The 19,789-nt window shown below is 59.9% G+C and carries 18 protein-coding genes; 10 read left to right on the top strand and 8 right to left on the bottom strand.

What is annotated here, in order from left to right:
* The first annotated feature begins 6 nt into the window (after nucleotides 1-6).
* Entirely contained in the window at nucleotides 7-1,065 is a 1,059-nt protein-coding gene (locus ABJO75_RS06960) for a D-TA family PLP-dependent enzyme (RefSeq protein WP_348128704.1), read from the top strand.
* A 184-nt stretch (nucleotides 1,066-1,249) separates the two neighbouring features.
* Here the strand turns inward: ABJO75_RS06960 and ABJO75_RS06955 are convergent, their stop codons facing one another.
* The 3 genes from ABJO75_RS06955 to ABJO75_RS06945 form a co-directional block, all read right to left on the bottom strand.
* A complete protein-coding gene (locus tag ABJO75_RS06955; protein WP_348128703.1) occupies nucleotides 1,250-2,740 on the bottom strand; it encodes a tripartite tricarboxylate transporter permease in 1,491 nt (496 codons plus the stop codon).
* The gene (locus tag ABJO75_RS06950; RefSeq protein ID WP_348128914.1) at nucleotides 2,740-3,201 is read right to left on the bottom strand and encodes a tripartite tricarboxylate transporter TctB family protein; all 462 of its coding nucleotides are present in this window, start codon (nucleotides 3,199-3,201) and stop codon (nucleotides 2,740-2,742) included. The genes ABJO75_RS06955 and ABJO75_RS06950 overlap by 1 nt, the downstream gene beginning before the upstream one ends.
* Before the next feature lie 99 nt (nucleotides 3,202-3,300).
* A complete protein-coding gene (locus ABJO75_RS06945) occupies nucleotides 3,301-4,284 on the bottom strand; it encodes a tripartite tricarboxylate transporter substrate binding protein (RefSeq protein ID WP_348128701.1) in 984 nt (327 codons plus the stop codon).
* A 177-nt stretch (nucleotides 4,285-4,461) separates the two neighbouring features.
* Between ABJO75_RS06945 and ABJO75_RS06940 the strand changes: the two genes are divergently transcribed.
* Nucleotides 4,462-5,334, top strand: a complete 873-nt coding sequence (locus ABJO75_RS06940) for a VOC family protein (RefSeq protein WP_348128699.1) — start codon at nucleotides 4,462-4,464, stop codon at nucleotides 5,332-5,334.
* Between the two features lie 2 nt (nucleotides 5,335-5,336).
* Here ABJO75_RS06940 and ABJO75_RS06935 read toward each other — a convergent pair whose 3' ends face one another.
* The 5 genes from ABJO75_RS06935 to ABJO75_RS06915 form a co-directional block, all read right to left on the bottom strand.
* Nucleotides 5,337-6,101 (bottom strand): aspartate/glutamate racemase family protein, encoded by a 765-nt coding sequence (locus ABJO75_RS06935; RefSeq protein ID WP_348128697.1) that lies wholly within the window; start codon nucleotides 6,099-6,101, stop codon nucleotides 5,337-5,339.
* A gap of 2 nt (nucleotides 6,102-6,103) precedes the next feature.
* Complete coding sequence (locus ABJO75_RS06930) at nucleotides 6,104-7,360, bottom strand: FAD-binding oxidoreductase (RefSeq protein WP_348128695.1); 1,257 nt, start codon at nucleotides 7,358-7,360, stop codon at nucleotides 6,104-6,106.
* A gap of 73 nt (nucleotides 7,361-7,433) precedes the next feature.
* Nucleotides 7,434-7,844 carry a DUF126 domain-containing protein gene (locus tag ABJO75_RS06925; RefSeq protein WP_348128692.1) on the bottom strand — a complete coding sequence of 137 codons (411 nt, stop codon included), beginning with the start codon at nucleotides 7,842-7,844 and terminating at the stop codon, nucleotides 7,434-7,436.
* On the bottom strand, nucleotides 7,837-9,102 hold the full coding sequence (locus tag ABJO75_RS06920; RefSeq protein ID WP_348128690.1) for an aconitase X catalytic domain-containing protein: 1,266 nt from the start codon (nucleotides 9,100-9,102) through the stop codon (nucleotides 7,837-7,839). The genes ABJO75_RS06925 and ABJO75_RS06920 overlap by 8 nt, the downstream gene beginning before the upstream one ends.
* A 3-nt stretch (nucleotides 9,103-9,105) precedes the next feature.
* Nucleotides 9,106-9,924, bottom strand: a complete 819-nt coding sequence (locus ABJO75_RS06915) for an aspartate dehydrogenase domain-containing protein (RefSeq protein WP_348128688.1) — start codon at nucleotides 9,922-9,924, stop codon at nucleotides 9,106-9,108.
* 104 nt (nucleotides 9,925-10,028) lie between these two features.
* Between ABJO75_RS06915 and ABJO75_RS06910 the strand changes: the two genes are divergently transcribed.
* The 8 genes from ABJO75_RS06910 (at nucleotide 10,029) to ABJO75_RS06875 (ending at nucleotide 19,789) form a co-directional block, all read left to right on the top strand.
* Nucleotides 10,029-11,414: an MmgE/PrpD family protein gene (locus ABJO75_RS06910; protein ID WP_348128685.1), complete on the top strand. Its 1,386-nt coding sequence runs from the start codon at nucleotides 10,029-10,031 to the stop codon at nucleotides 11,412-11,414.
* A 77-nt stretch (nucleotides 11,415-11,491) separates the two neighbouring features.
* The gene (locus ABJO75_RS06905; protein ID WP_348128683.1) at nucleotides 11,492-12,187 is read left to right on the top strand and encodes a GntR family transcriptional regulator; all 696 of its coding nucleotides are present in this window, start codon (nucleotides 11,492-11,494) and stop codon (nucleotides 12,185-12,187) included.
* Nucleotides 12,188-12,225: 38 nt separating this feature from the next.
* Nucleotides 12,226-12,966, top strand: a complete 741-nt coding sequence (locus ABJO75_RS06900; protein WP_348128680.1) for an SDR family oxidoreductase — start codon at nucleotides 12,226-12,228, stop codon at nucleotides 12,964-12,966.
* 158 nt (nucleotides 12,967-13,124) lie between these two features.
* Nucleotides 13,125-14,816, top strand: coding sequence for a thiamine pyrophosphate-binding protein (locus tag ABJO75_RS06895; RefSeq protein ID WP_348128677.1), 1,692 nt, complete (start codon nucleotides 13,125-13,127; stop codon nucleotides 14,814-14,816).
* Nucleotides 14,817-15,176: 360 nt separating this feature from the next.
* Complete coding sequence (locus tag ABJO75_RS06890; RefSeq protein ID WP_348128674.1) at nucleotides 15,177-16,172, top strand: ABC transporter ATP-binding protein; 996 nt, start codon at nucleotides 15,177-15,179, stop codon at nucleotides 16,170-16,172.
* Nucleotides 16,169-17,263, top strand: coding sequence for an oligopeptide/dipeptide ABC transporter ATP-binding protein (locus tag ABJO75_RS06885; RefSeq protein WP_348128671.1), 1,095 nt, complete (start codon nucleotides 16,169-16,171; stop codon nucleotides 17,261-17,263). Before ABJO75_RS06890 ends, ABJO75_RS06885 begins: the two co-directional genes overlap by 4 nt.
* On the top strand, nucleotides 17,260-18,786 hold the full coding sequence (locus ABJO75_RS06880; RefSeq protein WP_348128669.1) for an ABC transporter substrate-binding protein: 1,527 nt from the start codon (nucleotides 17,260-17,262) through the stop codon (nucleotides 18,784-18,786). The genes ABJO75_RS06885 and ABJO75_RS06880 overlap by 4 nt, the downstream gene beginning before the upstream one ends.
* A gap of 58 nt (nucleotides 18,787-18,844) precedes the next feature.
* Nucleotides 18,845-19,789: an ABC transporter permease gene (locus ABJO75_RS06875; RefSeq protein ID WP_348128666.1), complete on the top strand. Its 945-nt coding sequence runs from the start codon at nucleotides 18,845-18,847 to the stop codon at nucleotides 19,787-19,789.

The raw sequence follows: 19,789 nt of genomic DNA, 5'->3' as shown, positions 1-19,789 counted from the left end.
TCTGACATGGATATCAATGACATAGATACCCCATCCGTATTGATCGATTTGGACAAGGTTGATGCCAACCTGAGGGCGGCGCAAGACTATGGCGACGCGCATGGCTTGACCTTGCGACCACACGTCAAGACGCACAAATTGCCACGCTTTGCCCGCCTTCAGCAAGAACTTGGCGCCGTGGGGATCACCGCTCAGAAACTGGGTGAGGCCGAGGCGATGGCAGATGGGGGGATAGAAGATATTTTCCTGCCCTACAACATCCTTGGACATGCCAAGCTGGAGCGGCTTTACGCACTGCACAAACGCACGGCCTTGTCGGTGACAGCGGATAACGCACCAACCATTGCGGGCTATGCGGCGCGCTTTACAGACCCGTCGCGGCCCTTGTCTGTGTTGGTTGAATGTGACACCGGGGCGGGGCGCTGCGGGGTGCAAACTGCGTCAGAAGCCGTCGAACTGGCAAAGTCCATAGACGCCGCACCCGGTCTGACCTTTGCAGGCTTGATGAGCTATCCACCTCAGGGCAAGACACAACACGTCCAGAAGTGGCTCGTGGAAGCAATGACCGCCCTGACGGCGGCAGACCTTCGGCCAGAACGGATTTCGATCGGCGGAACACCTGACCTGATGCGCGCTGCCGAAATCCCCGCCGCAAATGAATACCGACCGGGCACCTATATTTACGGCGATCGGATGCAAGTGGCTTGGGGACATGGCGCGTTGGATCGGTGTGCGCTGACCGTTCTTGCAACAGTTGTCAGCCGCCCGACGCCGGATCGTGCAATTCTGGACAGTGGCTCCAAGGCGCTGGCCGCTGATCTTTGTGGCGCGGCAGGCCACGGACACATCGTTGCTTACCCGGAGGCCGTTGTCACCGCATTGTCCGAAGAGCACGCCATTGTTGACCTGTCAGCTTGCCCAGAGCGCCCTGAAATTGGCGAGCGATTGCAAATCATTCCCAATCATTGCTGCGTCGTCACGAACCTTTTTGATCATGTATACCTGATGCGCAAATCTGAGGTTGAAGAGAAAGCCCGAATAACATCGCGAGGCGATATCCGCTAAGAAACGAAAGAAAAACGAGGGTAGTTCCGCATAGTATAGGATTTCGGCGGCGTTGCCGGGCGTGCAGAACCAGCTCTCATTGGAACTGGCCATTTGCGGAAAACGATGGGCTTTTGGCAGGCCTGAGGGGAATGCACAAATCAACAATACAGGCCGCGCAAATGCCGGACGGACATCAACAGGTTTACGAGCCGGTCTTAGGTGCCTTGAACCTCAGGAAGTAGATGAAGAGTGCGGTCATGAGGTAAAGACCTATGCTGATCGGACTGGTGAAGAAGGTCATCACGTCGCCGTTTGATGTGATCAGAGCGCGGCGCATATAGAGTTCGAGGTAGGGACCGAGGATAATTCCCATCAACATCGGCACCAATGGATAAGCCATCAGTCGGAGGGACCAAGCGAAAATTCCGATCGCCAGCGCCATCCACATCTGGAACACAGAATAGGTCGAGGCATAGGTGCCGACCATCGCCACCATGGCGATGAAGGCATAGAGTACGCCGCGATTCATTCGCGCCAGCCAGATGTAATATGGCCCGAAAACCAGTACCGAAAGAAAGACAAATACCGCTGCGACCATCAGTGCTGCGAACATCGGCGCAATGGTGGCCATCTCGTTGGTCAGCAGGCCGGGCCCGGGGACGAGACCGTGTATGAGCAGCACGCCAAAAATGATCGCCGTGACTGAATCGCCCGGGATACCCAGTGTCAGCAAGGGCACAACGGCCCCACCACACATGGCGTTGTTGGCGGATTCTGCCGCCGCTAGCCCTTCGTGGGAGCCGCTCCCGTATTCCTCGGGTTTCTTGCTCACGCGTTTGGCCTCGGCATAGGCCACAAATGAGGCCATCGAGGCGCCGCCTCCGGGCAGCATCCCGATCAGCACGCCAATGACCGAACTTTTGAAATAGGTGAAAAACCCGATTTCTCGTATGTCATCCCAGTCGGGCCAGAAGTCCCTGTGCCGCACTTTGAATGCGGGCGTATCGGCAGCCGCGCGGATCTTTGAACCGCCCTGCAGCAACAATTCGCAGATCGCAAAGAGGCCGATCACGGCAGGCAGCAACTGCACACCCTCGATCAGGTTGGCGCTGCCAAAGTCAAAGCGACCCTGCGCCACCATGTTGTCAAACCCAACGGTTGAAATCATCAGGCCCAGCGAGACGGCCACCATGCTCTTGAAGATCGATTCCTTGGCAACAATCACCACCGTAACGACGGCCATGAAGACGAGCGCAAATTTGTCCGGTGTGCGGAACATCAGGGCGAACTCGCTCATCGGGACGGCCACAAACATCAGGACCGCCGCGCCCAGCACACCTCCGATCGAGGACGCCAGCGCGTCAAGACTCAGTGCCTTGGCGCCGTGACCGCGCTTCATGAGCGCATGACCTTCCATCGTCGTGATCGCACCCGATGCCGCACCGGGAATGTTTACCGTAATCCCGGTGACGGACCCGGCATAGATGCCCGACATGAAGATCGCCATGACCATCACCAATGCATTGGTCAGTTCCATCGCAAAGGTGAACGGCAAAAGCAGTGCAATGGCCAGAGTTGCGGTCAGTCCCGGTATCGCGCCAAAGACGAGACCCATGAGGAAGCCGCCTACGAGATACAGAAAGGTCTCGGGATTGGCGAGGGCAGCAAAGCCGCCCATCAAATCGGCGAACATCAGAAATACCCCTGGGGCAGAAAGAGATCGAAAAGAGTGACAAAGAAGAGCCAACCGACCCCAGTGATCCCTACCGAGATCAATGCCGAGGTTAGCAGGGCCTTTGCTGCCCCAAGCCGCTCCTGCTCAAAAAGCCAGGCCACACCAAAGGCGTAAGCCAGCGTCGCGTACCAGTATCCCAACGGTTCAAATGCCCAGACAAAGCCACATGTCAGCAAGATCAGCGCAATGGTGCGCAGGCTGAAATTGGCATCTTCGTCATCCTCATGCCGCGCCGTACCGCGCAGTTCCTGCACCAATACGCCAAGCGCGCCGATCCCAAGTGTGAGGACAAGAACCATCGGCATCAGCGCGGGGCCGGGTTCTCCGCTGGCGAACGGCAACGGAAGTTCAAGCGCCTGCTGAAGATAGGCCACGTCGATTGCGAGAAGGAAAAGCGCAAAAAGCGCCTGGCGGGTCATCGTCAATGGAAGAGCCTTTTTCGAAGGGTTCACCTGTCAGACGACCCGGCCGTGTCGCACGGTCGGGTCGCTGTGTTTTAAGAGCCGTCGAAAATCGGCTTATTCCAGTACGCCCTCGGACTTCAACTTGTCCAGCAGCTTCAGCGCACGTGTCTGTGTACGCTCGACATAGGCTTCGGTCTCTGCCCCATCCATCCAATAAGCATTCATCCCGGTGTCAGCCGACTTTTGCTGAAACTCGGGATTGTCATAGGCGGCCTTGAATGCGGTGGTCAGGGTTTGTTTGATCTCGTCAGGCGTCTCTGCCGGAACCGCCAGCACGCGCATGCCGCCCCAGATCACATCATACCCCAGTTCCGTAAATGTGGGCACGTCAGGCAGGCTCGGATCACGTTCCGCACCCATGACCGCCAGCACCTTTACCTGACCTGCATCAGCAGCAGACGAGACTGTGGCATAGCTCAGGCTTGCTGCATCGTTCTCACCCGAAATCAGCGCCTCACGCTGTTCTGCCGAGCCATTCGGGAAAGGAACGTGGTTCAATTCAACACCCAGTTGCTCTGCCATGTCGAGCGCGTGCAGGTGCCAGATACCACCAATGCCCGAGTCGGAAACTGTTACCTCGCCCGGTGCTGCATTTGCAGCGGCGATAAAGTCGTCCAGTGTTTCCCATCCGGTATCGGCGTTTACAGCAAGCACCGTGGGATAGAGCGTCACATTGGCAAGATAGCTCAGCGACGCAGTGTCATACCCTGGCACGAGATTCTTGTAGGGCACGGTGATCATGCTGTCCCAGGTCAGCGAACCGATGGTATAACCATCCGGGCGCGACTTCATAAGACGCAGGGTGCCAACGCCAGACTGTGCGCCAGTGACGTTCTGTGTACGGATGCCCACGCCAAGCGGCTCTTCCGCATATTGCAAGAAGGTGCGCATTACGGTGTCGGTGCCACCACCCGCGCTCCACGGCATGATGTGAGTGATGTCCTTCTTGGGGAAATCCTGTGCATCGGCGGCCAGCGTGCCGGCGACAAGAATCGCAGCGCCAGACAGAGCTGTGCGGAGACCTTTTGTGAAAGTCATGTATGAACCTCTTAGTTGTGTTGGTGCGGAGGTCCGGCGCTCCGGGTCCGCAGAGTCATGGCTTTCCCGCCAGAGCGAGACACCATTTGTATACAACACAATATACAGCTAAGAGTGCATTGCAACGGTTTTTCCAGAGACCTAATAATACAGGCTTCTATTGTCAGGAAATCGCCCATGAAAACAGCTAATCTTCCCCACGCAAACGAGGTGTCTCTCGACCATTCCGGGCATTTCGTAGCGGATCCTGACGCAGCGCGGGCTGCGCTTGAAGAGCTCGGCTTCACGGTCACTCCGTTTTCCGCACAGGTCCAGCCTGACCCGCAAACCGGCGAGTCGCGGCTTACCGGAACTGGCAATATCTGCGTCATGCTGCCTGAGGGGTATATAGAGGTCCTCGTTCATACCACCGACACGCCCATCGGACGCGAATTCCTCGCAGCGCTCGATCACCGTGCAGGTCTGCATCTGGCGGCCTTTGGCGTGGCGGATGCTGCGGCACGGCATACGGAGCTTTCGGCGGCGGGTCACAACATGCGCCCGCTGGTGCATTTCTCACGCGACGTTGAGACGGAAACCGGTGTCGAAAACGCCGCCTTTTCCGTTGCGCGGCTTGCCGCCGGTGTCATGCCCGAAGGCCGCGTGCAGATATTGACTCACCACAACGAGGCCGCCATGTGGCAGCCACGCTGGACGACACATGCAAATGGCGCACAATCACTGCAAGCGATTGTGCTTTCATCCCCAGACTCAGCCGAGACGGCCGCCCGGTTTTCCCGTTTCCTTGACCGGCCTGCAGAACCGCATGGTGCGGGCTTGCGGATACCGCTCGATCGTGGTGCGCTCGAGATCCTGCCACAGGATGACGCCTCCACCCTTGTAGGCCAGCCGGTCGATCACGGTTGCTCCTGTTTCGTCGGCTTGCGGATCGGGCTTGCGGATGTGTCTGTTCTCGAGAATCGGCCCGGAGCGTGTTGGGTGGACGGCTCTCTCGCTCTGCCTTTTGATCCCGCGCTCGGCTCCGGCGTTTGGCTTTTTGATCCAACCTGACCTTAACCGCCGGGCGCAAAACGGCGTGGTCGCAATCCCGCGTGAAACCAGGTGACCATGGAATAGATATCATACACCGGCAGCCCGGTCGCCGCTTGCACCGCCGCGCTGTAGGGCGACATATTCGTGCATTCCAAAACGATAGCTCCAACATCCGGGTTTTCGGCCACCAACCGATTTGCCGCCGCCACCACATCAGCACAGGCCAGCGCCAGATCTAGATCATCCTTCTCGGCCTTGATGATGGTGCGGTAAAACTCCAGTCCGGCTTCGGTCCCGGTAACGGGCGTGTCGAGTGGCACGCCGATCCCCTCCAGATGCGCAGGAGTCAAACCGGCGCCATTGATCGTCACGATCCCGCACCGTTTGCCCGGTGGCAGGGTCGCCTGCACCCAGGGCACCTGCATCATCGAAGACGTCGCCACCGGCACGCCCACCGTAGCCGCCAGTTCACGCTGATAGATCGACAGAAAGCCGCAATTTGTCGTGATCGCCTCGGCACCCAGGTCCACGAGATCGCGTGCGGCATCGATGAAATCATCGAGCAGCCCTCGCGCGACGTCACAAACAACCCGATTGGGGCTGGCGCCACGCACAATGCGATAGACCACCGGGAACGGCCATGTTCCGGCATGACCCATTTCTCCATAGGTACGGGCAAATCGCGCCTCAAGCATCAGGATGCCAAGCGGTGCGCCGTAAAGTGCCTTGCCGCCACGCGCAATATTCTCACCCGGGGCACCATAGGGTCGGATGGGGTCACTCATGCTCAGAACCTCGTGGCAGCAAAGGGGGTAAGATCAATCTCGGGCGGCTCGTCCGTAACCAGTTGCGCCGCCAGTTTGCCACTGCGAGCGGAGGAAACAAGGCCGACGTGACCATGACCAAAGCAATGAACGACACCTTTGATGCCGCGCGCCCGTGATATTACTGGCTTGCCGTCGGGCATACTGGGCCTTAGACCAAGCCAGACCCGCGCCTCGCTGACATCCAATTCCGGGAATACCGCCCCAAGGTGCGTGCGCATGATCTCGGCCCGACGCCAATCGGGCTCGGCATCCGGACTGGCAATCTCCACCTGCCCGGCGCAACGGATACCCGTGGCCAGCCGCGTTATCACCACCTTGCGGTCGCTGACCATGACCGAAGTGGTCGGCCCCGGCAGGTTCGCCCCGCCCTCGACCGTGACGTGATACCCGCGTTCACTCTCCAGCGGCACCCGGTCGCCTGCCTGTTTCGCAAGCGCGGCTGACCGCGCACCGCTGGCAATCACCGCAGCATCGCAGGCAATCTCGCCCTGCGTGGTCTCAACCGCCAACAACTTACCGCCTTCAGAACGAAACCCTGTCGCACGGGCCGCGATCCGGCGGGCACCCATCGTCTGTGCATAGGATACCAGCGCCGCGCAATATGCACCGGGATTCAGGCATTGCCCCGCCTCGGGAACATTGACGCCAAAGCGGTATTCCTTGGCCAGTTCCGGCTGACGCTGTGCCAGTTCTTCGGCCTCGACCTCGTCGCAGGTGATCCCCAGATCGCGCCGGATGCGCCACCCCAAGCCATCGGCCTCATACCCTGCCCGATCGCGATAGACATGCATCAGTCCACTGCAGACGTCGATCAATTCCGGCACACCGGCACGTGACGCCACCTCTTCGTGCAACCGTGGCGCGTCCTTCAGCAAAGTCCGCAATTCGCCCGCGACCTGACGCAGCTTTGCCTCGGTCGACCCGGCGGCGAGATAGCGCAGCAACCACGGCAACACCTTGGGCAGATAGCCAGGCCGCACACTCAGCGGCCCGAGCGGATCCCGCAACCATTTGGGCACCTGTTTCCAGACGCCGGGCGACGAGGGCGGCGTCACTGAATGCGATGACAACCACGCCGCATTGCCAAAGCTCGCCGCCTGCTCCCCACCCGGCGGGCCGGGATCGACGATGACGACGCTCAGCCCACGCTCTGCCAGTTGCACCGCCGTCTGGGCGCCGATGATCCCCGCCCCAATTACGGTCACGTCTGCCTTCATGTTCGCTCTCCTGCCGGCCAGAACCCGGTCTCATCTCCGATTTGGCCGCGCCCTGCACGACGCAATAACCCACTTAGCTTCGAATGATCTGCCCACTTTCGCCATCGACCGTTACCACGTCGCCATCACGCAGTTCGGACCAGAAATCTCCGTCAGGCGCCACAAGTACCGGCACCTTGGCCAGCATCGCACCTTGCATCACCGACGGGTCCGGCATCTCTCGCAGGATCAATGCGGCGGGATGGGTTTCATGGACTTTGAGTTGATAGAGGAACCGCCACGCACCCGCCGATCCGCGACTGGCTGGTAGCACCAACACACGCCCGGCAACGCAAGCTCCCAGCAGATCGCTGGAACGCCCGACCACTTGGCCTGAACGGATATCTAAGTCACCCAGAAACGAAAGCGCTGTCTGAGAGATTAGCGCCTCGCCCTCTGCCTGCCCTTTCACCACGCCGCGCGCCTGCCAGATCGCCTCAGCCATTGCGCCGCCTCCGAGGGATAAAGCGCCCGGTCACGGCCGATTCCACAGCCAATTCGCTGGAGGTAAACAGCGTCGGGCACTGAATCATATCTCGAACGTAATGGGCCTGTTTGGCGCTATCGACCAAGATCGTTCGCAGAGTCGGCGGTGTCACTCCGAGCGCGGGATCGGGCGAACAGGTGCAGGCGAAATGGCAGGAAATCGGACAGGTATCCGTCACCACCCGCGCGCCCGCCGCCAACATCGGTGCCAGCAGACCCGCATCGCGAGCCATCTGATGCACCGCCCGGCTGGTCGTGACCCAAAGCTCCACCCCCGGCGCAATACGGCGCCCCATGAGCAAAGCCGCATAATGCTTCATCTCCTCAAACGAGGCATGGGGACAGCCCAGATGCACAAAATCAAAGCCGGTCTCTTCGCCGGTGCAGAAATCATCGAAAACCTGCGCTAGGTTGGTTTCGGCCACCTCGACCTCCGGTAGACCCGTCACATCTGCCTCTTCGCCAAAGGGCGGCGTCACGCCGGGCACGATGAACATCGCCACCCCGCCCGAGGTCGCCATGCCCACCCCCATAGCGTCAAGCTCATCCAGTGAGGGCCGCGTCTGCAGGCCCCGGATCAACGGCACGCCGCTGCCCACCGCCGTTCCGATGGCATAGCCGAGGGCAGTGAAATCCGCCGTACCGCAGGGATGCGCCGTGACGGTGACACGATGTGTCGGCTGGCGATTGCGGTCCAGATGCAGGCCGAACCGCGGATAGCGCCCGGTCATTCCTGCATAGACCGCAAAGAACCCATCCCGGTTCGACCGCGCTCCAAGAACGGAATTGGCAAACACCGTCACCCCGCTCTCAATTGAGGCGATATGCATGTTCCAGGTCGGCCAGTGCCCGGCCCAATAGGGCGTGCAGGTGAAAGAGGTCGCGCTGCCCATGGCGCGATGCGCGGCCTCGGCCCGTTTCTGCAAAAGGCCCAACGAGTCTGGCGCACCAGTGCCTTGCCAGTCACCCATGTCGGCATTGGCGATGTTGGTGGAGACCGGCACCACCATCCGTGCGCCCTGCTGCGCTGTGGCCTCGATCAACTCCACATCGCCTTTGTACAGCGCCATGCCCGCGTGGACATGGGCATAGCCGATCTCGACTATATCCGCTGCATCATAGGCCTCGCCGAGTTGCACCAGCGCTTCCATTGCCTGTTGCGCCGCCTCGCCTTCGTCACCGTCGAGCAGGGCAAGGTCGCGATCGGACAGCTTCATGGTTCAGCTACCGATCCGCAGCGAGGTATTCTCGCGGCGCAACGCGGCGAGGATGCTGAGCGCCACAACCATGCTGGTACGGTTGTTCTGCGGCGAGGGATAGTTCTGCGATGTCATGTCGAGCGAGACCGAGCTGGCCTCGACATTCAGCGTATGCCGGGCACCCGGCAGCGTGCCGTCAGCGTAGATCCGCACCCGGGTTCGATCCAGCCCAATCCCGACGAGGCCCAGTGTCACAGCAACGTTAAAGTGGCGCGGAAAATGCCCCGCTGCTTCCCGCGCGCTGCCCTCGAATATTGGTACGGGACCGGTTTCGGCAGGAGCTAGGTCAATGCCGTTGTCATGGATGTAAGGCTCATGCGCGAAAGAGGCCGGTTTGATATGCGACGTAAGGGTGACAGATGTGATTTCATCCTCGGACGCCGCGCGGATGATGTCGAGCCCGGGCAAGGTGCCGCCCGCAATCTGCAACTTGGCGTCGGACTGCTCCGCGATGTCGATGAGGTCGAGGTTCACGGCGAGCGCTCCCACGCTAACCGCGATCACATGGCCGCCCGCCCGCAGGGTCGGCTCCACGACATCGCGAAACCCGTCATAGGTGGCACATTCCACGAGAATCGCATTGTATTGCGGCGCTTCGGCGGCCGAAATGATCGGGACGTCCAATCCAAAACTCGCTGCTTTTTCTGCGGCCTTTTGCTTGTCTCGCGCCGCGATGGCGACGATCTGCAACGCGCCCGTCGGGTCGACGGTCAGTTTGGCCGCGATCTGCTGTCCGACATTGCCAAAGCCGCCCAATACGATCCGCGTCACGCCTGCCATGCCCTGTCTTCCCCATGAATGTCTTGACTGATTTTTGTACTCTGTCATGTATACAGGTAAATATGCAATCTGAATTTCTCCCGTTTGCCTCCGAAGGATCCGCCATGAGCGACCGCGCCCCTGTCACCCGCACACTTGCTGCCTTTATTTCAAACTTCACTCCGGCTGACCTTCCACAAGAGGTAATGGCCTATACCCGCAAGCTGGTCTGCGACGGAATCGGAGTGCTCTGCGCAGCGACGCACCAGAGCGTGACGGCCGCACAGGGCATAGGCGATTTTGCCGAAGAGATTGCTGGCCCCGGTCCCTGCACTCTGATCGGACGCAACCGCAAGGTCGACCCGGTCAGTGCCGCCCTCGCCAACGGCACATTGGGCTATGCTGCCGACTTTGAACCGCACCACCCCGAGGCGATCCTGCATCCGATCGCAGTGATGATTCCCACCGCACTCGCCCTTTCCGAAGCACAGAACCGCACCGGAGCCGAGGCGTTGGCCGCCGTGGCGCTTGGCTGCGAAGTGACCTATCGCGTTTCGATGGCGATGAACCCGCGTGAATTGTATGATCGCGGCTTTCACCCCTCGGCCATCGCAGGAAGCTTTGGCGCCGCCGCCGCCTCCGCGTTTTTGCTTGGGCTGGACGAAGATCAGACCGTACGCGCGCTCGGATTGGCGGGGCTACAGACCTCGGGGCTGCTGGCGTGGCAGGATGATCCGCGCGAGGATGCCCGTCCTTTTCAAATGGGGCTGGCCGCACGCAATGGCGTGATGTCAGCGATGCTGGCGAAGCGAGACTTTGGCGCTCCGGACCGGATTTTTGACGGGGGTCACATGGTGCTCGACGCCTATAGCGGCGTCGCCGATCCTACGCCGCTGACCTCGGACCTTGGCCCCAAATGGGACGGGGTGATGGAACTTGCGATCAAACCCTACGCCTCGGTGTCCTTCCTTCATCCGGCACTGGACGCACTTGTCGGCCTGCTTGAGGATCACGCGCTGACCCCCGCCCAGATCGACAAGATCAGCCTGCGCTTTGCCGATGCCGGCGCCCATTGCGTTGATGACAATCCGCTCAAGGGCCATTCCGCGCAATACATCCTGCCGGTGCGCGCGGCGATGGGGCGGTTGTCGTTTCTCGACCTCTTCATCGACCGGCGCGAGACCGAACCGGAGGTCGCACGCCTTGCGGAAAGTGCTGAAGTGATCCGTGACACGGGCGCCTTCAACGACGCGTTTCCTGATTTCTACATGGGAGAAATCATTCTGAACCTGACCGATGGCCGCACGCTCTCGGCGACCTCAAAGGTGGCACGCGGTTACCCGGAACAGCCTCTTTTGCAAGCAGATCTCGACCGTAAGTTCGAAGACGTCACCGCTACCGTTTGTTCGCTGCCCCGTCGCATAGCGCTGGCAGAGGCGTGCGAAACGCTCGACAGCGCGCCTGATGTCAGCACCCTTACGGCCTTGCTGGCTGCTGCCCCGGATGCCTGAGACGGGCGGCACGTTGACGTTCAATGGCGACAGTGCATACAGTTTGGAATACATAACAATATCCGAGGCCCCGGGCGATGAGCAAAGAAAAGAATACCACGGCGAGTGTCCCCCATATGTCCTCATCCCACCGCGCCCATGCACAGCTGCGCGAACAGCTTTTGCGGTCAAAGTTTCTGCCGGGGCAAAAAATCAACGAAGTCTCGCTGGCCAGTGAATTGGCCATCAGCCGCACGCCTCTTCGCGAGGCATTGAATCGACTGGTGGCAGAGGGGTTGCTGGTGGACAGAGAGCGCGGGTTTTCGGTACCGGGGCTCGAAGCAGACGTGGTCATAGATCTCTTCGAAGCGCGGGTCGAAATCGAATGTGCAACGGTGCGGCTCGCCTGCGAACGGGCGGAGAAGGCGGAGCTCGAGGCATTGTCCGATTTCCTCACCGAAAGCATGGCGGAATCTCCAGATGCGTCGGTCGATCGGCTGATGGAACTGGATATACGCTTTCACGACACCATTGCCGAGATGGCCCGTAACAAGGTGCTGCGGCAGATGCTGTCCAATCTCAACGACCGTATTCACCTTATCCGCTGGATCGCAATGGAAGGTCGTCGCAACTACACCCAAAATGAACACCGCGAGATTCTCGACCACATCTGTGCGGGCGACACCGAAGCTGCGATCGGCGTCATGCGCGAGCATATCCTGCACCGCAACGAAGACATTCTTGTCGCGATCAAGGCCGCCTATGGGCATGTCTATACTCGTCCCACCTCCTGAGCCTATCTGCGGGCGCGGGACTTCAAAAAGGTAATCTCATGACCCGATACATCATCATTGGCGCCGGCTCCGGTATCGGCGCGGCGCTTGCCCGTCATCTGGCCGCGCCCGGCACCGACTTGTTGCTGCATACCGGCTCAAACGCCGAACGTTTGGGCCGTGTCGCCGCCTTCTGCGAGAATGAAGGTGCGAGCGTATCAACCTGCCTTGGCCTGACCGAAGACCCGGCACTGATCGACAATATCACCGCATGGCTGGATCCGCTGCCAGAAGGCGGGTTGAGTGGATTTGCCTTTGCTGCGGGATACGCCAAGCTGGGCACAGTTGACTCGACCGACCCGGCGACACTGCGTTCTGCGCTCGACGCCATGCCGATGGCGTTCCAACGCCTCTGCACATGCGTCACGCCAAAACTGGCGGACCGCCGTGGCCGCATCCTGTGTGTGAGCGCCTTTGGCGCGCACCGCTCCAAGACCCACAGCTATGCCCCCACCGCCCCAGCCAAAGCCGCGCTTGAGGCGCAGGTCCGTGTGTTTGCCGCCAATCTTGCTCCACGCGGTATCACGGTGAACGCGGTGGTGCCTGGCTTCATCACGAAAGAGCCCGGCACGCCCTCCTCTCTGACACCAGAGCAATGGGCGGAGGTCACGGCAAACATCCCCATGGCGCGACTTGGACAAGCTGCTGAAGTCGCGGCGACTGCGGCGTTTCTGTTGTCCGAACCCGCAGGCTATGTGACCGGCCAATCATTGCATGTAAATGGCGGCCTGACACTCTGATCGGCGTCATTTGGCGCATCGAACCTTGGCCATATTGCCGTCGGCAGAGGAAAGCGCATCTCAGGCATTGCGTATCGTCGACGCATCTGTATACAAATATATATACAATATTTTGACCCGACGTTGCGGCCCCGCGCGCGGACTAAGGAGAGACAGTCATGGAAAACACGCTCAACGGCGCCGAAGCCATGGTGCGGATGCTCGAAGCCCAGGGTGTGGATCACATCTTTGGCCTCTGCGGCGACACCACCCTGCCCTTCTATGACGCGATGCACCTGCTGGATCACAAGATCAATCATGTGCTGACCCGCGACGAGCGCAGTGCTGGCTACATGGCTGACGGGTATTCCCGGGTCACTGGAAAGCCGGGCATCTGCGAGGGTCCTTCGGGGGGCGGAGCGACCTATATTCTGCCCGGTCTGATCGAATCGTCGGAAAGCTCTTATGCCATGCTGGCGATCACCACCGACATCTCTGTGTCGACCTATGGCAAATATCCCCTGACCGAAGTCGACCAGGAAGCGCTGATGCGCCCGCTGACCAAGTGGAACACGGTGATCAAGCAATCCGCCCATATTCCCCGCATGGTCCGCGCCGCCTTTCGCGCGATGACCACCGGGCGGCCCGGCTCTGCCCATCTCGGCCTGCCCTATGATATCCAGTATGATAGCGTCGACCCGACCGATATCTGGGCCGATCCCAAGACGGCCACCTATCCCGCCTATGCCACCGGACCCGATACCGGCTCGATTGAGGCCGCGGTCGATGCGATCCTGTCGGCCAAGAGTCCGCTGATCGTGTGCGGAGGCGGTGTGGTCGTTGCGGGCGCAATGGACGAGCTAAACCGAATTGCAACGCGGCTCGATATTGCCGTGGCGACATCGATTTCCGGACAGGGTTCGCTGGCCGATACGCATCCGAATGCGCTCGGCGTCGTCGGCTCCAACGGCGGCACGGACGAGACGTGGGAAATGATGCAAGCCGCAGATCTCGTCGTGTTCATGGGATGCCGTGCCGGATCGACCACCACCGCCAGATGGGAGGCCCCCAGTGTCGGCACGCGGATCGTGCATTTCGACGTGGACCCGATGGTGATGGGTGCAAACCTGCCCACCGAGGTAGGCGTGGTGGGTGACCTGCGCATGTCGCTGCAAATGCTAAACGCAGAACTCGATCGCCGCGATCAAGGCCTTTCGACCTTTGGGGGCGCCGCCGCCGTGGCCGATATCAAGCGCCGCAAGTTCGAGATTTTCGACCGCATTGCAGCTGAGGAAAACCGTCCGGTCCGTCCCGAGCGCGTGATTTCAGACCTGATGAAAGTGCTTCCACCAGATGCGACCGTCGTCTCGGACCCCGGCACCTCTTGCCCTTATTTCTCCGCCTACTACCAGCAGCAGCTTGCCGGGCGCTATTTCATCACCAACCGCGCGCACGGGGCGCTCGGCTATTCGCTGGCCGCCTCTCTGGGTGCTTGGCATGGTCGGCCCTCCAGCAAGACTGTCGCATTGATGGGGGATGGTTCCTTCGGCTTCACTGTGGGCGAATTGGAAACCGTCTGCCGAGCCGGCGCGCCGATCACCTTCGTGGTGTTCTCCAACTCCAACTTCGGTTGGATCAAGGCTAGCCAGATGGCCGATAAAGGTTCGCGCTATTACAACGTCGACTTTGGCCGGGTCGATCAAGCTGCCGTTGCAGCCGCCTATGGTGTAAAGTCCTGGCGCGTCGAAGACCCCGCCGATCTTGAGCGGGTCCTGCGCGAGGCCGTGGAGCATGACGGACCCACGCTTGTCGATGTCGTCACCCAACCACTCGAAGAGGCCAACGCGCCCGTTCGTCGCTGGATGGGCTGAGGGCGCCCTACCCTTACTAGAGGCCAAGCGACCGAACTAAACTCGGGACGTCCGAGTTCGGTCATCTTGTAGAGAATGTGGGCGCTGGTTCTTTCCTGGTTCTTTCTGGTTGGAAACGCTGGATCGTGACGCAAAGTTTCCGGCAGCCCGAGAACACTTAGATGCTGAAGACCGTTATTCAGTTATCACTGCGAAGGCAGACTGCTCTGACTGGATGGAAGTGTCCGCTGGTAGAGCGGCCTGCGACGCGCCGGAACCTTTGCGACCCTGCCATTGCCACCAGAGATTTCTGTTGTGTCCGCTTGACAGCAGGTGCGAACCAATTGTTAATTGGTTCGCACACAGTGAAGCCCGGATGGCATGACGCAAACGCACAGCCCCTTGCTCGAGATCAGTAATTTCAGCCTGCAATTTCGCGGGCATTCGGCGCCTGTCGTGACCGGCGTCGATCTGCAAGTTCAGTCAGGGCAGACGTTGTGCATCGTCGGCGAGTCCGGATGTGGAAAGAGTGTCACGTCGATGGCGATCATGGGATTGCTGCCGAAAGGCGCTGCCCGTGTGCTGTCTGGACAGATGCATTTTGACGGGCATGACTACGAACTGACCAAGGAAGTCTTGCCTCCGGCCGTGCGTGGTGACCGCATGGCGATGATCTTTCAAGAGCCGATGACATCACTCAATCCTGCCTTTCGCATTGGCGAGCAGATTGCCGAAGCGGTGCTGTGCCACCAAGCCACGAGCAAGACCGAAGCAATGAACCGCGCCGAAGACATGCTCAAGCGCGTCGGCATCCCGGCCCCGGACCGACGACTGAAAGAGTATCCGCACCAGTTGTCCGGCGGAATGCGTCAGCGGGTAATGATCGCAATGGCATTGGTCAACAATCCCGCGCTCTTGATCGCGGACGAACCGACCACCGCTCTGGACGTGACAATCCAGGCGCAGATTCTCGATCTGATCCGTGATTTGCAGCAGCAGATGAAGATGGGCACCATCATGATCACCCATGATCTTGGCGTGGTTGCGGAAATCGCCACATCGGTCGCGGTTATGTATGGCGGGCAGATCGTAGAACGCGGCCCGGTAGAACAAATATTCGACGATCCTCAGCATCCCTACACGATCGGTCTCATGGCCTCGATGCCGTCGCTCACAGGCGCGCGCGGGCGTCTCGCCACCGTGGCCGGGACAGTTCCATCTATTGATGCGATGCCATCGGGCTGCCGGTTCCGGACCCGTTGCCCGTTTGCGGCCGAGATTTGCGCTCAGACGCCACCGCTGGGTGACATAGGCAGCGGCCATGGCGTGGCCTGTCATTTCGCGCCGCTTGAACAATCGCAGGCGGTCAGCGCATGACCGACAGCATTCTCAAGGCAACCCATCTGATCAAGCATTTTACCGTCAACGCCGGTATCTTGGCAAAGGGAGACACGGTCCATGCGGTAGATGGCGTGTCACTTGATATCAAACGCGGCGAGACCTTTGCCATCGTTGGTGAATCGGGCTGTGGCAAGTCCACCCTCGCCCGATTGCTGATGCGCCTACTCACTCCCACTGCGGGCAAGGTCGAATTTGATGGCGAACCGATCGCCTCGCTATCCGGAATCGCCTTGACCAAACTGCGCGGCGATTTGCAATTTATCTTTCAGGACCCATACTCGTCTTTGAACCCGCGGCTGACGGTTGGCAAGCTGATCGCAGAGCCGTTGGAGCTACACGCGCCTGATCTGTCCGCACAGGCCCGGCGCGACCGCGTGGGGACGTTGCTGTCGCAGGTCGGATTGATGCCGGAACATGCTGATCGATACCCGCATGAGTTTTCGGGTGGCCAACGCCAGCGTATCGGTATTGCCCGTGCCCTCGCCTCGGGCCCGAAACTGATCATCGGGGACGAACCTGTATCCGCGCTCGACGTTTCTGTTCAGGCGCAGGTGATCAACCTGCTTGCGGATCTCGGTCGAGATCTGGACCTGACACTGGTCATCATAGCGCACGATCTTGCCGTGATCCGCCACATGAGCGACAGGGTGGCGGTGATGTACCTGGGCCAGATCGTCGAATGCGGCCCCACTGACGCCGTGTTCGAAAATGCACGCCATCCCTATACGCAGCTCTTGCTAGCCTCGATACCGGTGGCTGAACATGCCGCCCGAACGCCCATCGCCCACGCACTTGGGGAAACACCCAGCCCGCTGAACCCTCCAGCCGGGTGTCGGTTCCATCCGCGCTGCCCGCATGCCCAGAACAGGTGCAAAACCGAGGTTCCGATACTGGAAGAGGCCAATCATGGCGCCGCCTGTCACTATTGGCGCGAGATAGGCGCGATGACACCCCGACCCGGCGCAAAAGCACGATCGCCTGCAGCGCAGGCCCGTTTCGATCTCTACCGTGCCGCCAGCGAGCGGCGCGAGACCACCAAAGAAACCAACAAGGAGAACCAGACATGACCCTTTCCAAATCGACCCTGCTGGCCGCACTGCTGGGCGCTACCGCGCTTGGGTTGGGCGCAAATGCGGCGTCTGCTGCCGATCTGCGCATTGCCTTGCAGTCGGATGCCGATGTGCTGGATCCGGACCAGTCGCGTACCTTTGTCGGGCGCATTGTTTACACTGCGCTCTGCGACAAGCTGGTGGATATCACACCGGATCTGGAATTCATTCCTCAGCTTGCAACTGAATGGGAATACTCCGAAGACGGCACGGCCCTGACGATGAAGCTGCGCGAAGGCGTTGTTTTCCATGACGGGACACCCTTCAACGCCGAGGCCGTCGCCGCCAATATCGAACGCAGCAAAACGATGGAGGAATCCCGCCGCAAATCGGAACTGAAATCGGTAGAGAGCACCGAAGTGCTTGGCGAGTATGAAATCAAATTCAACCTGACCGGGCCCGACGCCACCCTGCTGGCGCAGTTTGCGGATCGTTCGGGCATGATGGTATCGCCGACGGCCGCCGCCGAGGCAGGCGCTGATTTCGGGCTGAACCCGGTCTGCTCCGGTCCTTTCAGCTTTGGCGAGCGTGTGGCGCAGGATCGCATAGTGCTTAACAGGTTTGCGGACTATTGGAACGCCGGTGAGATCAATTTTGACAGCGTGACTTACCTGCCGATCCCTGACACCACCGTGCGTCTGGCCAACCTTCAATCCGGCGATGTCGACATGATCGAACGTCTCGCCGCGACTGATCTGGGCCAAGCAAAAGGGGATGACGGCATTCAGGTCGAAAGCGCTGTATCGTTGGGCTACCAGGGCATCACCTTCAACGTCGCCAATGGCGAAAAAGGTGATAATCCCTGGGGCAATGACAAACGTCTGCGTCAGGCATTGAACTATGCGATTGACCGTGAAGCCATCAATCAAGTGGTGTTTGACGGCGCCTTTGCCGCTGGCAACCAGCCGGTGCCGCCGAATTCGCCTTGGTACAACGCCAACCACACGGTGCCTGCTCGCGATGTCGAAAAAGCCAAGGCGCTCCTTGCCGAGGCAGGGTTCCCTGACGGAATTGACCTTGAGGTACAGGTGCCCAATACCACCGTGCCGCTGCAACTGATGCAGGTCGTGCAGGCCATGGCGGCCGAGGCCGGGATCAACATTACGATCACGTCCAAGGAATTTGCCACGCTGTTGTCAGATCAATCAGCAGGCGATTACCAGGCAAGCCAGATCGGTTGGTCCGGCCGGGTCGATCCGGACGGAAACAACCACCAGTTCGTGACCACTGGCGGTGGCATCAACGACAGCAAGTATTCCAACCCGGATGTGGATCGGCTGATGAACGAAGCCCGCGCCTCGACGGATCCTGCGGTACGCAAGGTCGCATATGACGCGGCCCGCGATATCCTGGCCGAAGACCTGCCCCGCATGGTCATCTATCACCAGACCTGGATCTGGGCGCTGGATAGCGGGATCAGTGGTTTTGTTCCCTATCCCGATGGAATGATCCGTCTGGAAGGCATGAAAAAAGACGGCTGATCCGTCCGCGGCCTGCGCCTTGTAGTGCGCGGGCCGCCTCACTTCGAAAGCCCAGTCCATGCTGTCCTTCATCCTTCGCCGCGTTGTCATCGCGATCCCGACGATCATCCTGATCTCGATGTTCGTCTTTGCCTTGCAGAAATTGCTGCCCGGTGATCCGGTGCTGGCAATGGCGGGCGAAGAGCGCGACCCCGAGGTTCTGGAATTCCTGCGCGAAAAATACCGCCTGAATGATCCGATCCCGGTGCAATATGTCACCTGGGTTGGCAACGCGCTGACCGGCGATCTAGGGATATCCCTGCGTACCAACCAGCCGGTTCTGGAATTGATCGGGCAAAAACTGCCCGTGACAATCCAACTGGCGCTGATGGCAATGGCCTTTGCGCTTCTGATTGGTATTCCGGCGGGCATTCTGTCTGCGGTCAAGAAAGGCACGATCACCGATTACATCGCCAATGTTGTGGCGCTGTCGGGCTTGTCGATCCCGAATTTCTGGCTTGGCATCATGTTGATCCTGCTGGTCTCGGTGAAGTGGCAGCTTTTGCCCGCCTCAGGCTATATGCCGTTTTCCGAAGACCCGGTGAAATCCATCACCGTAATGATCATGCCAGCCTTCGTTCTTGGAACAGCGCTGGCTGCAACGTTGATGCGGCACACCCGTTCGGCCATGCTGGAGGTGCTGCAACAAGACTATATCCGTACGGCCCGCGCCAAGGGCGTTCTGGAAAAGCGGGTGGTGTTGAAACATGCCTTCCGCAATGCGCTGACACCAATCGTTACGCTGACGGCGCTGTTGTTTGGCGAGTTGATTGCGGGTGCGGTCCTGACCGAACAGATCTTTACCATCCCCGGTTTTGGCAAGCTGGTGGTTGATGCGGTATTCAACCGCGATTACGCCGTGGTGCAGGGCATCGTTCTGGTGACGGCCATTGGTTTCATTCTAATGAATCTCTTGGCAGACGTGCTGTACGTTCTGTTGAACCCACGTCTGAGGGGGCAATAA

Origin of the sequence: Sedimentitalea sp. (genome assembly GCF_039973035.1) — a bacterium.
Taxonomy (GTDB): domain Bacteria; phylum Pseudomonadota; class Alphaproteobacteria; order Rhodobacterales; family Rhodobacteraceae; genus Sedimentitalea.
This window is presented reverse-complemented; position numbering and strand designations above follow the sequence as displayed.

Excerpts from the sequence above, each read along its gene's own strand:
- ABJO75_RS06960 (WP_348128704.1), top strand. The coding sequence starts at position 7 with ATGGATATCAATGACATAGATACCCCATCCGTATTGATCGATTTGGAC.
- ABJO75_RS06955 (WP_348128703.1), bottom strand. The coding sequence starts at position 2,740 with ATGTTCGCCGATTTGATGGGCGGCTTTGCTGCCCTCGCCAATCCCGAG.
- ABJO75_RS06950 (WP_348128914.1), bottom strand. The coding sequence starts at position 3,201 with ATGACCCGCCAGGCGCTTTTTGCGCTTTTCCTTCTCGCAATCGACGTG.
- ABJO75_RS06945 (WP_348128701.1), bottom strand. The coding sequence starts at position 4,284 with ATGACTTTCACAAAAGGTCTCCGCACAGCTCTGTCTGGCGCTGCGATT.
- ABJO75_RS06940 (WP_348128699.1), top strand. The coding sequence starts at position 4,462 with ATGAAAACAGCTAATCTTCCCCACGCAAACGAGGTGTCTCTCGACCAT.
- ABJO75_RS06935 (WP_348128697.1), bottom strand. The coding sequence starts at position 6,101 with ATGAGTGACCCCATCCGACCCTATGGTGCCCCGGGTGAGAATATTGCG.
- ABJO75_RS06930 (WP_348128695.1), bottom strand. The coding sequence starts at position 7,360 with ATGAAGGCAGACGTGACCGTAATTGGGGCGGGGATCATCGGCGCCCAG.
- ABJO75_RS06925 (WP_348128692.1), bottom strand. The coding sequence starts at position 7,844 with ATGGCTGAGGCGATCTGGCAGGCGCGCGGCGTGGTGAAAGGGCAGGCA.
- ABJO75_RS06920 (WP_348128690.1), bottom strand. The coding sequence starts at position 9,102 with ATGAAGCTGTCCGATCGCGACCTTGCCCTGCTCGACGGTGACGAAGGC.
- ABJO75_RS06915 (WP_348128688.1), bottom strand. The coding sequence starts at position 9,924 with ATGGCAGGCGTGACGCGGATCGTATTGGGCGGCTTTGGCAATGTCGGA.
- ABJO75_RS06910 (WP_348128685.1), top strand. The coding sequence starts at position 10,029 with ATGAGCGACCGCGCCCCTGTCACCCGCACACTTGCTGCCTTTATTTCA.
- ABJO75_RS06905 (WP_348128683.1), top strand. The coding sequence starts at position 11,492 with ATGAGCAAAGAAAAGAATACCACGGCGAGTGTCCCCCATATGTCCTCA.
- ABJO75_RS06900 (WP_348128680.1), top strand. The coding sequence starts at position 12,226 with ATGACCCGATACATCATCATTGGCGCCGGCTCCGGTATCGGCGCGGCG.
- ABJO75_RS06895 (WP_348128677.1), top strand. The coding sequence starts at position 13,125 with ATGGAAAACACGCTCAACGGCGCCGAAGCCATGGTGCGGATGCTCGAA.
- ABJO75_RS06890 (WP_348128674.1), top strand. The coding sequence starts at position 15,177 with ATGACGCAAACGCACAGCCCCTTGCTCGAGATCAGTAATTTCAGCCTG.
- ABJO75_RS06885 (WP_348128671.1), top strand. The coding sequence starts at position 16,169 with ATGACCGACAGCATTCTCAAGGCAACCCATCTGATCAAGCATTTTACC.
- ABJO75_RS06880 (WP_348128669.1), top strand. The coding sequence starts at position 17,260 with ATGACCCTTTCCAAATCGACCCTGCTGGCCGCACTGCTGGGCGCTACC.
- ABJO75_RS06875 (WP_348128666.1), top strand. The coding sequence starts at position 18,845 with ATGCTGTCCTTCATCCTTCGCCGCGTTGTCATCGCGATCCCGACGATC.